At 45.0% G+C, this 15,246-nt stretch carries 16 protein-coding genes; 8 read left to right on the top strand and 8 right to left on the bottom strand.

What is annotated here, in order from left to right; translation table 11 throughout:
• Positions 1-11: 11 nt before the first annotated feature.
• The 5 genes from EDI28_RS04650 to EDI28_RS04670 all read right to left on the bottom strand — a co-directional run bounded on the left by EDI28_RS04650 (position 12) and on the right by EDI28_RS04670 (position 4,174).
• Positions 12-227, bottom strand: coding sequence for a twin-arginine translocation signal domain-containing protein (locus EDI28_RS04650; RefSeq protein WP_128782987.1), 216 nt, complete (start codon positions 225-227; stop codon positions 12-14).
• Between the two features lie 110 nt (positions 228-337).
• Positions 338-955, bottom strand: a complete 618-nt coding sequence (locus tag EDI28_RS04655; RefSeq protein WP_428431628.1) for a TorD/DmsD family molecular chaperone — start codon at positions 953-955, stop codon at positions 338-340.
• Positions 956-965: 10 nt separating this feature from the next.
• A complete protein-coding gene (locus EDI28_RS04660) occupies positions 966-2,654 on the bottom strand; it encodes a 4Fe-4S dicluster domain-containing protein (protein ID WP_128782641.1) in 1,689 nt (562 codons plus the stop codon).
• Between the two features lie 331 nt (positions 2,655-2,985).
• A complete protein-coding gene (locus tag EDI28_RS04665; protein WP_128782642.1) occupies positions 2,986-3,708 on the bottom strand; it encodes a DUF3306 domain-containing protein in 723 nt (240 codons plus the stop codon).
• Positions 3,698-4,174, bottom strand: a complete 477-nt coding sequence (locus tag EDI28_RS04670) for a DUF3305 domain-containing protein (RefSeq protein WP_128782643.1) — start codon at positions 4,172-4,174, stop codon at positions 3,698-3,700. The genes EDI28_RS04665 and EDI28_RS04670 overlap by 11 nt, the downstream gene beginning before the upstream one ends.
• A 225-nt stretch (positions 4,175-4,399) precedes the next feature.
• Between EDI28_RS04670 and fdhD the strand changes: the two genes are divergently transcribed.
• The 6 genes from fdhD to EDI28_RS04700 all read left to right on the top strand — a co-directional run bounded on the left by fdhD (position 4,400) and on the right by EDI28_RS04700 (position 11,377).
• Positions 4,400-5,269: a formate dehydrogenase accessory sulfurtransferase FdhD gene (gene fdhD, locus EDI28_RS04675; protein WP_128782644.1), complete on the top strand. Its 870-nt coding sequence runs from the start codon at positions 4,400-4,402 to the stop codon at positions 5,267-5,269.
• A complete protein-coding gene (locus tag EDI28_RS04680) occupies positions 5,270-6,184 on the top strand; it encodes a substrate-binding domain-containing protein (RefSeq protein ID WP_128782645.1) in 915 nt (304 codons plus the stop codon).
• 633 nt (positions 6,185-6,817) lie between these two features.
• Positions 6,818-8,806 carry an SDR family oxidoreductase gene (locus EDI28_RS04685; RefSeq protein ID WP_128782646.1) on the top strand — a complete coding sequence of 663 codons (1,989 nt, stop codon included), beginning with the start codon at positions 6,818-6,820 and terminating at the stop codon, positions 8,804-8,806.
• Between the two features lie 9 nt (positions 8,807-8,815).
• The gene (locus EDI28_RS04690; protein ID WP_128782647.1) at positions 8,816-9,331 is read left to right on the top strand and encodes a DUF2505 domain-containing protein; all 516 of its coding nucleotides are present in this window, start codon (positions 8,816-8,818) and stop codon (positions 9,329-9,331) included.
• 77 nt (positions 9,332-9,408) lie between these two features.
• Positions 9,409-10,041 (top strand): TetR/AcrR family transcriptional regulator, encoded by a 633-nt coding sequence (locus EDI28_RS04695; protein ID WP_128782648.1) that lies wholly within the window; start codon positions 9,409-9,411, stop codon positions 10,039-10,041.
• A 376-nt stretch (positions 10,042-10,417) separates the two neighbouring features.
• Positions 10,418-11,377: a hypothetical protein gene (locus EDI28_RS04700; protein WP_128782649.1), complete on the top strand. Its 960-nt coding sequence runs from the start codon at positions 10,418-10,420 to the stop codon at positions 11,375-11,377.
• Between the two features lie 125 nt (positions 11,378-11,502).
• Here the strand turns inward: EDI28_RS04700 and EDI28_RS27620 are convergent, their stop codons facing one another.
• Together EDI28_RS27620 and EDI28_RS04710 are read right to left on the bottom strand one after the other, a co-directional pair.
• Positions 11,503-11,676, bottom strand: coding sequence for a GNAT family N-acetyltransferase (locus tag EDI28_RS27620; RefSeq protein WP_128782650.1), 174 nt, complete (start codon positions 11,674-11,676; stop codon positions 11,503-11,505).
• A complete protein-coding gene (locus EDI28_RS04710; protein WP_128782651.1) occupies positions 11,673-12,023 on the bottom strand; it encodes an MmcQ/YjbR family DNA-binding protein in 351 nt (116 codons plus the stop codon). The genes EDI28_RS27620 and EDI28_RS04710 overlap by 4 nt, the downstream gene beginning before the upstream one ends.
• Before the next feature lie 232 nt (positions 12,024-12,255).
• Here EDI28_RS04710 and pbpG point away from each other — a divergent pair, with 232 nt between their 5' ends.
• Complete coding sequence (pbpG, locus tag EDI28_RS04715; RefSeq protein WP_128782652.1) at positions 12,256-13,161, top strand: D-alanyl-D-alanine endopeptidase; 906 nt, start codon at positions 12,256-12,258, stop codon at positions 13,159-13,161.
• A 3-nt stretch (positions 13,162-13,164) separates the two neighbouring features.
• Positions 13,165-14,094: a GlxA family transcriptional regulator gene (locus tag EDI28_RS04720; RefSeq protein WP_128782653.1), complete on the top strand. Its 930-nt coding sequence runs from the start codon at positions 13,165-13,167 to the stop codon at positions 14,092-14,094.
• Between the two features lie 7 nt (positions 14,095-14,101).
• On the opposite strand, the gene EDI28_RS04725 is transcribed toward EDI28_RS04720, so the two are convergent.
• Complete coding sequence (locus EDI28_RS04725) at positions 14,102-15,037, bottom strand: alpha/beta hydrolase (protein ID WP_128782654.1); 936 nt, start codon at positions 15,035-15,037, stop codon at positions 14,102-14,104.
• Between the last annotated feature and the right edge of the window lie 209 nt (positions 15,038-15,246).

Here is a 15,246-nt window from a genome sequence, read left to right on the forward strand (position 1 = left end):
ATTGCTCCGCCTTACAAGGTTTCGTAGTAATCACGAACATGCTGAGTTTCGCGATAGCCTGTTGTTTTCGATTCGTTTTTTTCTTCCGGTTTATCAGCTGCTGCCTGAGCAACAGTTGTTGTACCAGCCGCAACAGCACCAGCAGCCACGGTCAAACCAATGTTTTTCAACAATTGGCGACGGCTTTGATTAGTTTCATTATGAATAGGTTTATTTTGCTCACTCATGAAAGCTTGCTCCTTTATCGTTGTTCCAGATGACCAAACAATGTTCATCAGGAATCGATTCTTATGTTTTTTTCTAATTACGTCGTAACAAAAAGCAAAGTCAGAAAATTCTAATTCGCTTCAATAAAACGCGTTTTCTCTACCGTTAAAAACTGCAACGCCAGCTCGCCCACCGCGCAATAGAACACAGCACTTTCAGCCGCTTTCATATCGGCACACAAGCGCTCAAACCACGTAGCAATATGGCGGTTAAAGAAAGTTCTCTGAAGGTGCTCATCGCCTCCTTCCACCAGCATAGCCATCACTTCAAGCAATGCGGCAATATGATCTTCCGGCTCTTTGACCGACTCATCTCGCTGAAAACCCAGCTGAGCCAAATCACGACGTAGATGGGCCAAAGGCATCTCCATCAAAGATCCCGTCAGATACCAAGAGCCAAATGGCACAATTTCACCACGACCAATGCCAATGAACAGATCTTGATATTCTTCTTCAACAGCAATGAGGTTGGCTTTTTTAGCCGCCAGTTTGACTAATGGCCAAGCAGCTGCCATTTCGGTAGTTCGGTGCTCTGACGTATCTACATTTAGATCTGCAAGCCAATTCAGGACGTTTTCATCCGGAGCCTGACGCATCAAATGCGCAAGCATGGCGTAGATCTCGATACGCAGTGACATTTCTTCGTGTTGCGGCTGATTAACCATTTGTTGTTCCATTTGTTGCCCCATACTTAGCTCCTTACACCCTTAACTGGCTTTCAGGATCGTCTTCGATCTTCGAAAAGACATCACGAACACGACAGTCTTCACACATAGCCAACCGGCGAATGGCATCTCCCTGGAATTGCGAGTGACCTTGTAACTTTTCAGTTAGCATTTTCACCATAGATGCCGGTGCAAATGGTTTTCCACAACTGGTACAACACGCAGCAGCTTCTTCATAAACAACACGAGCTTCCTGACGTGATGCTTTGTTCCAGTTAAGACCCGGCTTTAACGCAATCACTTTTTCAGGACAGGCCTTTTCACACATACCGCATTGCACGCAATCTTCTTCGATGAACAACAATCCCGGACGTTCGCCAATAGCATGCAGAGCACGTGTCGGACATACCGCCACACACCCCATACATAAAGTGCAATCATTGGACTGGCATTCCACCGAACCGTAAGGTGCATTTTCAGGTACATCTGAACGCTCAGGCTTTTCTTCAGCGGCGTGATAAAGCAATTCAAGAACAGCAAAGAGCTTTTCACGTTTCGTGCCTTCGATTCGCTCAGCAGAAGAAACCGCGATAGGAAGCAATGCCGCATCGAAAGCCTTGAATGACTCAGCAGAAGCTAAATCAAATAACGCAATACGTTCAGCTTCATAACCCAGTTCAGTCAGAAAATTCTGAGCAATCGCAAGTTCGTCAGTAAGAACACGATCAATCGTGGCAGGAATATAAGCGGTATTCGTAGCTAGAAGCACTTGATGAGCACCATATGCCAAGGCACTAAACCAAGTATCAATACCCACGGTTGCCAACTCTTCCAGTGCCACCGGAATAACAGTGGAAGGAAGAGTGGATAGCGCGTTTGCCACAGATTGCTCATCACGATTTCCAAACAAAAGAAGTGTTGGCTTTTCACCCCCTTCTTGCAGGTAACGCTTTAATAGTCGATGAACAAAATGCTGAGTATTATCGGGATCAGGTAATGCGTAGCTAATGGCTTCTGTAGGGCAAGCCGTCGCACAGGTTCCCACTCCCTGACAAAGATACGGATTAATTTCAATGGCATGACCATTGCTGGATAGTGCACCCGCCGGGCACGCATCTACACAACGATCACAACCGCTCACGCCACGCGATGAATGGGCACAAATATCAGGATTCAAACGAAAATACTTTGGCTTATCAAAGGTTCCCAACATAGCTGGAAGATCTTCAATTACATTCGCCAATTTTGCTTTGCCAGCACCAACACCATAATAGCCAGGCGCTGGAATTTCCGTTGTCACTACCCCCTCAGCGGTCATATCGACCACAAGATCAAAGCAATCACGACCAATCGCAATTTTTGCTAGGTTAGCGTCAGATCGACAAGTCACTTCAAACGCACCAAGGTAGCCTTTAACAGCTACCTGATCGCTGAAGTACATGTTGTCACCGTTCGCTGCTGTACCCGCCTTTTCACCTGTTCTTTCTGTCGCCTTTTCTGTGACTAACAGCGTCACCGAATTCAATGCTGAAAATTGAGGTGCTAACGCTGTTATCGTTTCCTGCTCACCAATCAACAACACGTTGCCGCGGCTTTCATAGGAAACCGTAGGTGGGATCAGGTTTGACAGCTCGACGGTTCCTGCAATCGCAGTTTGTCGGGCTTGTCCGTTCTTGTCTGAAAATAGGTTGTCAGAAAATGCTTCTAGTGTACTTTTTAACATTCTTATTCCTGTCTACTCGTCACCGTCAGTCAGTGCCGATTGAAGTACCTTGTTTTATAAAGAATTTTTAAAAACAGGACGCTTCATACCCTTTATAAGAGCAATAACCGAACCAACTTTTTACGGAATAAAATGACCTATAGGGAACTAAAGTCAGGCGGAGGCAGTTTGGGCAACCCATCAAGGGACAATTTGTCCCAGCGGCTTACATGCATTGCGCCAAAATGTCCCGATTGTTTTTAAGGGTATTATTCCCTTTTTGTCCCAACTTCAATTTCGCCGCCTTGTTTTTAACAACATCCGGCTTTTCTTTTTTATTAATTACGGAAAACTAGCTTCTTTCCGATAAGACATCAGACTCGAAAGAAGAAAGATCTTCTGACAAGGTAGGGATAGATGCCTCTATCTCTTTAGATTCAAGTTCATGAGGTTCTAGCTCTGTTGATTCGGTTTTTGCTGAAAGTTCTGATGACTCGGCATCTACCACATTCCTATTTTCTTGCTCATTAATCACTGCCTGAGCAATTTCTTCCGAGGCTTCCTCAAGCTTTTCAGACGCCTGATTCACCCAGTTTCGAAGCTGTTTGGTCACACTGGAATCCAAGGTAGGGACATTGGAAAAATCTTCAGTGTGGTCATCCATATCACTGACATAATTAAATTCATCAGAATGGAACAACTTACGTAATGCCGCCTTCTTTACCGACTTTTCAACACCGCTTTTCATAAACGACGTTACCCCACCCTCAAAAGTCACACTGGCAACATCTTTCAACGTCAGCCTAGTCTCTTCGGACACCGCTTCCTTGAGAACTGTTTGCTCGCATGCCTCATCGGCTTCAACAGATATTTCTGACTCTGCTTCTACCTCATGTTCAGTGGAAGGCTTGAAAGAAAAACTCCCGACCTCCTCGACTGTATATTCTGAAATATCAGAGAGTTGAACCGGTTCGGTGTCGCCTTGTACTGATAGAGCATCCGCCTCCACTTCAGCCGTTTCTTCCCTGACAGCGAGTTTACGACTTGACCACCGTTGCAAAAAATTAGTTGCCACTGGAGCGCCCTTTTTGGTCTTTGTTCTTGTTTTTACAGCGTTTGCGTCTGAATTCGATCAACTCGCCATGACGACCAATAAACGCTTCCATCCAAGCCTGTACCTGAAGCGGTATTTGAATATGCAGTACTTGGTAATCACCATCCATATAGCTACCGGCAACACTTTGTGCAGCCGTTACCAATAAGGGGGAAAGCTGTTCATTCTCTTCTTCGCAAACAATGAATAAGTGCGGGTCTTGAGAGCTCAAATTAAAGCGATATTCGGTGCGCTCATCGCGGTAAAGTTCTAGTGGAAGAATGTGCCCACCTTCAGATTGGGCAACTTCATCTTTTTTGTCCTGATCATAAAGACACACATCTTCGATAGACCAAGACAAGGTCGGCCAGCGACCGATTTGCTTTTCTTCAAAGGCCAAACGAAAGGCTATTGGCCATATGGATTCATCTTTACGTAAACCTGGCACATTCGCTCCTTAGTCATTGCTCGTGTACTCTTGAATATGGCTTACAAAGCAAATATCAGACCAACTTCAATTAAACCTCTCATTTCAATACTCTTGCCTCTTATAGTTGGAATGAAGTTTGCTAGACTTTGGGGTTATTAACGATATTTGAAATTGAGTGTCAGCCGTTAAACACTATTGAGCATAGACACTATTAGACCGTTTTCGAATCAGCAGGAATTTCTGATGACCCAACTGCCAAAAATCATTAAAACCAAATCATCCGTCAATCAGACTATGACCGTTCAGGTTATGGACGAGTACGGCGACATGATGGAAAAAGAAATCGCCTGCGAGCACCCCTTAACGGTTTACCTAAACTGGATTGAAGTCGTAACCTTGATGACCCTTGGTGAGCGACCTTCGGCGTTAGTTCTCGGCTATCTGAAAAACCAGGGATTTATCGAGGACATCAATGCGATTGAATCATTGATTATCGACTGGGAGACCAACTCGGCGGCAGTCATCACCAAGGAGAACACCGACGGGCTGGAAAAGAAGCTCGGCAAGAAAACCGTTACATCAGGATGTGGTCAGGGCACCATGTTCGGCAATGTAATGAAGAAACTCGAAGGCATTACACTCCCCCAACCTCAGATTCCCCAGTCGAAACTATACGGACTGTTGGAATCACTCACGCATCATAACGAAACCTACAAAGCGGCAGGTGCCGTGCATGGCTGCGCCGTCTGTAAAGACACTGACATTCTGTCTTTTGTCGAAGATGTGGGCAGACACAATGCCGTTGATACACTGGCAGGCGAGATGTGGCTGAAAGGTGAAACAGGTGAAGACAAGATTTTCTACACCACCGGTCGTCTCACTTCGGAAATGGTGATTAAGGTCGCCCAAATGGGGATCCCGGTTCTTCTGTCTCGTTCTGGCGCCACGCAAATGGGCTATGAACTGGCTCAGAAACTTGGCATCACCATGGTTGCCCGTGCAAAAGGCCATCGTTTTCAGGTCTACAACGGCAAAGAGAATCTGATTTTGGATGTAAAAGGTGAAAACAATCAGAGCCCTGCTAATAAAAAGCACATCGGAGGCAATGCGTAAATGACCACCAGCTTCCCCGAGTTCATGAATGCCAAACTAGTCGCAGAATACCTCGACCTTAACGAAAAGAAAGTTTATGCCCTAGCCAACGATGGATTGCTACCAGCCACCAAGGTGACAGGAAAGTGGCTATTTCCCAAAGCAATGCTCGATAAGTGGCTACTTGAATCTTGTCATAATGGTGTTCTTAATGATCGCCTTCTTATTGCAGGTTCAGATGATCCTCTGCTTCAGATGATTGTCGGCAATATGGCCAATAAGCTGGGTAGTACTGCTCTTGTGGGTTATACGTCAACAGGTACCCGCCAGGGCTTGTCGATGCTAAGCAAGGGACATGTGGATATGTGTGCAATTCATTGGGGCCATGCTGATGAAGCCTATCTCCGACATCCAGCATTGCTACAACAATACCCCGGGCATAAGAACTGGGTATTGATCCATGCCTTTGAACGCCAACAAGGATTGGTTGTGAGTCATGAGATCGCCGATAGTGTCAATGCCCGCTCGCTAAACCCACATGAATTACTAGCTTCTCGCTGGCGATGGGCACTAAGGCAGGAGGGCGCCGGAAGTATGAGAGCGCTTGGAGAATGGCTTCATGGCCATGCTTACAACTTAGACATGTTAACCAAAGCCGATGTCTGCAATAGCGAGCGTGAGCTTGCCTCGTCCATAGCTCGTGGTCAGGCCGATGTTGGGTGCGCAAGTCAAAGTACTGCCGGGGAGTTTGGCTTAGGGTTTATCCCGCTTTGCCGAGAAGCCTTCGAGTTAGTCATCCCCAAAAACATCTACTTCCGAGCGCTGCAGCAACAATTAATGCAGGCGCTGTCTGATCCTGAAACACAGGCTAAAGGGGACCAGCTCCAAGGGTATAACTTTCAACGAACTGGCACCCAAGTATGGAGTGCGAATTAACACAGTTATTCATTTTTCGATAACATAATGATATATAACAAGTGACGTATAACGACTAGTGTATAGCGAGAAAGCCAAGGCTCTCTCGCTATGAGCATAGACATGAGCATAGATATGATACAAGTGCGCACGTTGATGCTTACAGCTGCTTCATTTGATGGCAAAAGCATTCATTGCCTTTGTTTTCCCCCTCAAGATAAGCCATCAATACCAATCAAGCAAACCTAGCGAACTAGGCAATGCTATCAAAGCGCTCATAACGCCTACCCAATCTTTCCAATATATAACCTTCAGCAATATTAGCTAAGCCACACATATCTTCATAAAAAACGCGTTTGAATATTATAGGATTAACAAGTTGCTTACTGAGAATCATAAGCAAAACCAACACTCAAGTTAGTAACAATACACACAATAAATCATTCCAAAATTAACATTTCAAAAATATTTCGGCTCAATATGTGAGCAATTACTCTAAAATGAAAAATTCCTTCGTGGAATATTGATCTATGCCCTATTTCTGCCTGTTATGCTTTAAGTTTTGTGCCACTAGGTGCACACTAAGACTTGGTCATCCGACCAGTAAAAATTACTCTGTGTTTAAACAAAATATAATTAGCGTAAGGAGTGGTCATGAATTCATTCATAACCGGCGCAACTGGATTTATCGGTTCTCAACTTTTAAGACGTCTGGCTAAGAGACCTGGAGAAATCTACGTACTGTCATTTAGCGAAGCATGCGAAGAAAGACTTCAATCTCTTATTGAAAAATATCAACTTCCCAAAAACAAATTCCATAGTTACCGAGGCTCAATAACAGAGCCGAACTTGGCACTATCCGCCGACGACATCAAATCGCTAACCGGTAAGATCACCAACTTCTACCATCTCGCTGCGATTTACGATCTTGAAGCGGAAGAAGAAGCAATGATGCGTGCCAATATTAATGGCACAGAAAATACGCTCAGACTGGCAGAACGTATTAACGCAGGTTGTTTCCACTACGTCAGCTCAATTGCTGTTGCTGGACAGTTCCGTGGCTGGTTCCGTGAGGATATGCTGGACGAGGCTACAGGCCTTGATCACCCCTACTTTTCTACCAAACACGATGCTGAAAAGCTCGTTAAGGAAACCGCGACGATTCCATGGCGCGCTTACCGCCCAGGTATCGTAATCGGTGATTCTGTAACAGGTGAGGCTGACCGAGTAGACGGACCATATTACTTCTTCAAGATCATTCAACGGCTACGTCGCTCGCTACCTGAGTGGATGCCACTGTTGGGGTTGGAAGGCGGCCGCCTAAATCTCGTCCCTGTCGACTACGTGGCTGATTGTATCGACCATATTTCTCACAAAGACAATGTTGAGGGACAATGCTTCCACCTCGTGGATCCCGACCCTTATCGTGCCGGCGAAGTCATCAATATGTTTGCCGAAGCAGGTCACGCTCCTAAGATGGCAATGCGCCTTGATATGCGCTTGTTCCGTATGGTGCCTAACAACTTCTGGAGCCAACTGAGCCACCTGCCTGTGCTTAAGCGATTCCTCGATGCGCTAAGCCAGGAAATACAAGTTCCAAAAGATGCTGTGGGAATGTTTAACTACCCAACGCAATTTGATTGCACCAATACATTGAACGCGTTATCAGACAGCGAAATTAGCTGCCCTCGCCTGCCTGACTATGCCAATAATATTTGGGACTACTGGGAACGTCACCTTGATCCTTCGCTGCATATCGATAGAACCCTCAAAGGCTGTGTTAATAACAAAGTTATCGCTCTGACTGGTGCATCTTCCGGTATCGGCTATACCACCGCACTGAAACTGGCAGAAACCAATGCAACGTTAGTACTGATTGCCCGTGATTTAGAACGCCTGCAGCAAACACGCAATGAAGTTGAGCGCCGCGGTGGCCGTGCGTATATCTACCAGTGTGACTTGAGCAAAGATGAGCCAAGCCAACAAGTTCTGGAAGAAATCAAGCGTGATCACGGCAAGGTCGATATCCTGATCAACAATGCCGGTCGTTCGATCCGTCGCTCTATCATGCACTCAACAGAACGATTGCACGATTACGAACGTACTATGCAGATTAACTACTTCGGCTCACTACGAATGATATTGGGTCTGTTGCCTAAAATGGTCGAGCAAAAGTCTGGGCATGTCATCAACATTTCCTCTATTGCCGTATTGACCAATCAGCCTCGTTTCTCCGCTTATGCAGCCTCGAAATCTGCCCTCGACTCGTTCACCCGAACTGCCGGTGCCGAGCTGTGCGGACAAGGTGTCAACTTTACCACCATCAATATGCCTTTGGTCGAAACACCGATGATCGCCGATCACTACCGCAAGGCTGAAGGCGGTATTCCACTGCTGACCTCAGAGGAAGCATCCGAACTGATCGTCAAGGCTATTATTGAAAAGCCCAAACGCATTGCAAACCGCCTTGGTCTGTTTGCCGCACTGGTTCATGGCGTCTATCCAAAAATTGGTGAGCTCGTTATGAGTACCGGCTTTAACATGGCACCGGAATCGGACGGTCTGGAACATGATTCAGATCCGAAACAAGATAGTGCTGATGTCATGGCACTGTCGAGCATCATCCGTGAAATACACATGTAAGGACGTACTATGCAAGTTACTGCAATTCATGACTACAAGGAAAATCTGGATACCCTGTTGCGCTACTTCAGTGAAGATGAACTCATCACTGATAAATACCAAAAACTGGGTGCCAGAAAAGTCCTTGTAAACAAGCTCGAAGAAACGGATGACGGCTTTACCGTTGAAACTCAGCGAGAAGTACCTGCAAATGTACCCGGTGTCCTAAAAAGCATTTTGGGCAGCTTTAATACTATTAAGCAAAAAGAAAGCTGGCATTGGCAAGAAAACGAACAACTATTGTGTCATATGGATGTTGAGATCATAGGTGTTCCAGCTAAGATTTCTGGACAGATGATGTTCAGTGAACCAGCAGATCGTGCGGGTGTAACCACTCAAAACAATGTGTCAGTTACCGTTAAGTCATCTGTTCCTTTGATTGGCAGCACCCTGGTCTCTTTCATCTGTGATGATATTAAACAGCAGATGCAAAAAGAGTATGAGTTTCTATGTGAAACACTGCCACAGCTTGTTGCAGAGGACTAGAACTCACCGCTGATATAATGTGTAGCTGTTCAGGTACCAATACTGTTCAGCTACCTAAGCAAAACAAGGAAGATACAATGAAAACCCGCGACAGGATTTTATTAGTTAGCCTTGACCTGTTTAACCGTGACGGTATTGCACAGGTAAGCACGCTGATTATTGCCACCGAAATGGGGATCAGCCCGGGTAACCTGTACTATCACTTCAGGGGCAAGGATGAAATTATTGCGACACTAGTGACCGAGCTACAAAATTCGCTCGTTACCATAAGCAATGAATACCCGAAACAGGTAAAAGATTTTGATGATTACTGGCCATTTATGCACACCATTATGGCGCTGTTTACACATTATCGCTTCCTGTTTAGAAACCTCGACAACCTCAACGGTCAGAGTCCGCAGATCAAGCGAAAAATACGAACACTGATCTTAAAGTTACGCCACCTCAGCAGTGAAATGCTGGCACACCTTATCAGCCTGGGCAAGCTAAAGTGCGATGAAAAGAGCCTGCCATTGCTGGCCGATAATTTATTGCTGGTCAGCCTGAACTGGCTTAATTATCAAACATTGCTCGATGACAAGTACAGCGAAACCGAATTAATCAGAGCCGGAGTACTTCGCCTGATTTCGATGGTAGAGCCCTATTTGACCGAATCAGCCGACTCGCCATTTTATACTCATCAGGATCTACTTGATGAGCTTGTGAGCTAACACGTTTGAGCATGTTGTCTTAATCGAAACAATAACGCCACATAATATATGTGGCGTTATTATATGCCGCATCAATTCATAAAACATCACCAACTACAGGCTCAACCTAATAGCCATGTCAATTTATTGACAGACACCCACTCGAAGTATCTTTAAATAAATCAATGCAATATGCATATGGATTTGTATCTGTACACAATTCTTCAATAAACTTTGATAAATGTATAAATTTTGTATGATTAAAACATAAAATTAGTGACATCGAGCCCGATTAATTATCTAATGATTTAATCTTGTTGTTAGATGTGTCGCTCATGACAAAGACCCTGGCATGTCTGAGTTTGATGTAAATAATTTGCCGAAGGTTAATCGTCCCATGTTTAAAAAAGCTATGCTTTTCGCTACTATCAGCCTGTCATTTTTCAGTCATGCCAACTCACTGCTCACAGAGGGCGAAGCTGAGCAAGTTAAACAGATCAAAGCTCAATACAACAATACAGCCGAACTAAAAGAACTCACTAAGATCAGCGGCAGCATTTTTACGCTTTCATCTCGGATTGAAGAACAGAAATCAACGATAATCAAAGATAAGCAGTTGTACCAAGAATATCAGCGACGACTTAGCGAAGAAATGTTATCTGGCACCGAAGAAAGAACCGATTTCTACTTCGCGGCAATGAAAAAAACATCGAAAGAGATTAAGCAGAACAAACAACAAATTCAGCTAAATTCTGCTCAAATCAAAAAGCACAACGATAAAATATCCCTACTCAATAGCTCACTCAGAGAATCAAAGAAAATCTACAATGATAAGCTTCTTGATATCAGGGACAGTGTCGTAACCAGGCTTAAAAAAGAATTCGCCAACCCCATTCCCGTCTCGGTTTCTGGCAAATTACAATGCTCTCCTTACCAGTCAATCCGTGCGTGCTTTGAAAGCAAACAGACAACGTCTAAGCTAATCAACGATGCCGTCGAAACGCGCTTTGGCCAAATTGATGTCACCAGCACCACCAACAACTTCAAGGTTGACTCGGCACTGATGGACTATGATGGCAATGTCGATTACAAGGCCAACTTCAATCTCTTTGTCCAATACAATGAGAATATTGATGCCCAGATCGTCAAAGAAGTAGGCGTTGAGTCATTCAATATAACCCTTATCAGCAACAAGCCAGCGAGTTTCTTCCTAGATGGGCTGCCAGTAGGTCAAGGCAGCGAGGTCAGCGTTAAGGTTTCGAAAGGAAAATATGCCGTGCTAGCTAAATTTGAGGGTCATCAGGAGTCGACGATTCAGGATATCTCGATGCCAGTTAGCTTGACGTACAACTTCTAGTACCACAAATATCTTTCCTCTTTGGGCCTACACTACCTTACGGCGTGCTCAACAACTTGGGCACGCCAAACATCTTCAAACTCACCAGATAGAATGACGATAAAAATTACAGGACAAGAACCAGCCTAAGCATATCCTTGTGCTGAGACCTTCCCTACTCCCAGGCCTTGCACCTCGGGACTAACAGCACTATTGAACAGTTCAATGTTATTACCATCTCGAGCATTAAGCACACAGACACCAACAACTTCGGTGTTATTGTCTGCGACATAGCACAAAGAGTTCTTGAGGTATTTCAATTAAGCGCTTCTCTATCAACCTTTCTGAGCTTGCTAACAACCAACTGGTAGGACTTATCAGCCAAATCAGTTAGCATTGCTTCATTAACATCGCTGCTCAGTGAGACCGTGATCCAATGGCGCTTGTTCATGTGATAGCCCGGTATAATCCCCTCGAACTGGCTCACAAGCAATTCGCCATCTGCCGGCTGGCACTTATACGTCACCTGAGGCACTCCCTGATGAATAGCCACCAACGCGAACATTTTTCCCATCACTTTATAGACCAATGCCTCGGGACCAAACGGATAGCTTCCCTCTGACCCAGGAAACTTAGCTAGGTAATCTTCAATATGTTGTTGTTTCACATTGGTTCCTTATTATTTACTTCCTTATGATTCAGTACGTTAACAAATATCCGATTAACAAACCATCGACAGCCAGCAAAGCCTGAAAATCCATCACAGAAACCTATCCTCCGCAGGCTTGAAATCATAATAATGTGGCCTACGCTTGTTTTACACAATCATGACTTGCACCAACGCTGAATAAAGTGAATATTGTCAACTTTGCTTATACCGTCTACGCCAAGGAGTCATTGTGGGTAGAGTGTTACTGCTTGTTTTAGCCTTTATAGGTAGCTGCAACGCTGCAGTTGCCGCAACCAACACAACGGATGTAACCAAGCTGGATCCGAACAAGATCGAGACGGCCTCAGTCAGTACCTATGTTACCGACCTCAAGTCGGGCAAAACGCTGTTTCAAAAAAACGCTGATATCGTTATGCCTATCGCGTCAATCACCAAGATCATGACGGCGATGGTCGTGCTGGATGCCGAGTTATCCCTTAAAGAAAAGATCACCTTCGACAAAACAGACAAAGAACGGATCTACAACGGCTATTCGCGTATTCGGATGGAATCTCAGCTTAGCCGTGGTGAAGCCATTCATATCGCCCTGATGTCATCTGAAAACCTCGCCTCTGCCGCCTTGGCTGACAACTATCCCGGCGGCTATACCGCTTTTGTTGAAGCAATGAATGCAAAAGCAAAGTCCTTAAGAATGGATGATACCCACTTTGTTGACAGCTCCGGACTCAGCCCGAATAATGTCTCTACTGCCGCCGACATAACCAAAATGGTCAAAGCTGCCTACAAATACCCTAAGATCCGCCAATACAGTACAACCCCGGTCCATACCGCCTATTTCAAAAAACCCAGATACAAACTTGGCTACACCAATACCAATGCTTTAGCGCGTGGAAAAAAATGGAATGTCGAACTAAGCAAAACAGGCTACCTGGATATCGCCGGTTACTGCCTGACCATGGTCACAAATATTGATGGCAAGAAGCTATTGATGGTGATGCTCGACGCTTATGGCAAGCTCACCCCTATCGGAGATGCGGGACGAATTAAAAAATGGATTCAGACCGGAAAAAGCGGAAATATTTCTGACACTGCCGAACATTACCAACGTACCAAACTGGCTGAGCTGACAAAATAACCCATGAACCCACACACCACACATATTGGGATCCTTAATTATACTGGCGCCTTGCAATCTGCCGTTTTTGGCCTTGCCGAACTGTTTGAGCTAGCAAACCGTATTGGCAACCAGCAGAACATGGATACTCTTTTCGAAGCGAAGATTGTCGATTCTATAGATAATGATCATTCGAGTTATCAGGTACTAATCATTCCGCCCAGCCTGTCTGAAAGTGCCTACCATACTTCTGACCAAGCACTTCAAGATTGGATTTTATCTCACCATCAGGCCGGATCAATCATTTGTTCTGCCTGTGCAGGAGCCTTTATTTTAGCTTCTACCGGCTTGCTGAACGCCCGGGAGGCGACAACCCACTGGGAACTTGCGGAGCAGCTGTCCACCGACTTCCCGGCGGTTGTACTTAATAGCGAGAAAATACTGATTAACGATGGCGATATCATTACTGCCGGAGGCTTGATGTCATGGGTAGATTTAGGCTTGGAGTTGGTCGCACAATTCTCACATCCGAGTATCATGCGCCTGTTAGGGAAAAGTATGGTGGTTGATACCGGAGGGCGAGAACAACGTTACTATCAGAGCTTCTCTCCCAAACGCGGACACGGTGATCAGCCTGTGCTTAAGGCACAGCACTATATCCAAACTCACTTTCATCACTCTATTTCTATCGTTACATTATCTGAAGTGAGCTTTCTCTCAGAGAGAACATTCTTACGCCGCTTTGTTAGGGCTACCGGGCTAAAACCCACTGAATACCTACAAAGAACGCGAATCCAAAAAGCGTGCAACTTGATTGAATCAACAACTGAGAGTATTGATTCTATTGCCAGTCAGGTTGGCTACGAGGACATTAGTGCGTTTCGGAAAGTCTTTATCAAAATAACCGGCCTGACACCGAGAGACTTTCGTCGTCGCTTCGCACGCGCCCCCTAACCTCGGACTAGCTTGCTTTTTTTTGTTCAGACTTTGCCGCTTTATATTTTTCGTTGATAAATCCAGCCATTAACTTGATAGCTTCCCTGGCTTCGCTCAATTGATAAAACAACGGATACACATGAGGAACACCTTTCACCACATTGATGGTGACATCACCCCCAGCCTTTCCAATTTTATCGGCGAGACGTATTGCATCATCCATCAACAGCTCTTCGGTCCCTGCGGTAACAAAGATCGGTGGCAAATCATGGTGATTGGCATAGTATGGCGAAATATCAGGATCACAGGGATTTTGATTACCGATGTAGTTATTCCGCATCAATAAGAGCGTACTCAAATCAAAAAAAGGATCATCTTTACATTTTTTAAATGCAGACTCTCCGGTCACAGCCATATCAGAGACGGGCGACATCAGTATCGCACCAGCAGGCATCGGAAGCTTGGCGTCTCGTAACCTGATCAACGTTGTTAAAGCTAAATTACCTCCAGCGGAGTCACCAGCCAATATAATTTGGTGCGGTAGATAACCTTGTATCAGCAAAGCACGGTAAACAGCAAAACACTCATCAGGAGCATACGGATAAGGTTTTTCTGGAGCCAAACTATAATTCACCATCAAACCGCGAGACTTCGTCGCATTCGCTAAACGGCCCAAAAAGGCACCATGAATTTTCGGACTGTGGAAGCAGAAACCTCCTCCGTGAAAATACAGAATAATTTTACTGCCGCTACTATGAGGCATATTGACCCAATCACAAGGAATATGGGCAAACTTAGTGGGGATGACTTCCATCCCTTTTGGGGCCGAGATGAATGCACCATAGTTATCAATGCTTAAGATCAAATCACGCATTTCTTGTGTTGAATTACAACTAGCAAGTCGCTGCCGCATGATCCGAAATAAAACCTTATTGAAAGCCCTATTTCGCCAACTATCCATAAACGCCACCTTTATTACAATTCAGTAACAAACTTAGGATTAAACATCCCGATTGGTCAACATATGGCAGAAAAACATCGCTCAATTTCCCAAACAACTGCAATTAAATATGTCTAAAATAGTGAAAATCGTTGTTTAATTCTAGCTATGCCATACACTTAAAAAAGGTGCGCGTGCATGGCCCACGCGCAACCTAAAAGGCAAACTAC

The sequence above is a fragment of the Photobacterium chitinilyticum genome, assembly GCF_004104355.1.
GTDB classification, from domain to species: Bacteria; Pseudomonadota; Gammaproteobacteria; order Enterobacterales; family Vibrionaceae; genus Photobacterium; species Photobacterium chitinilyticum.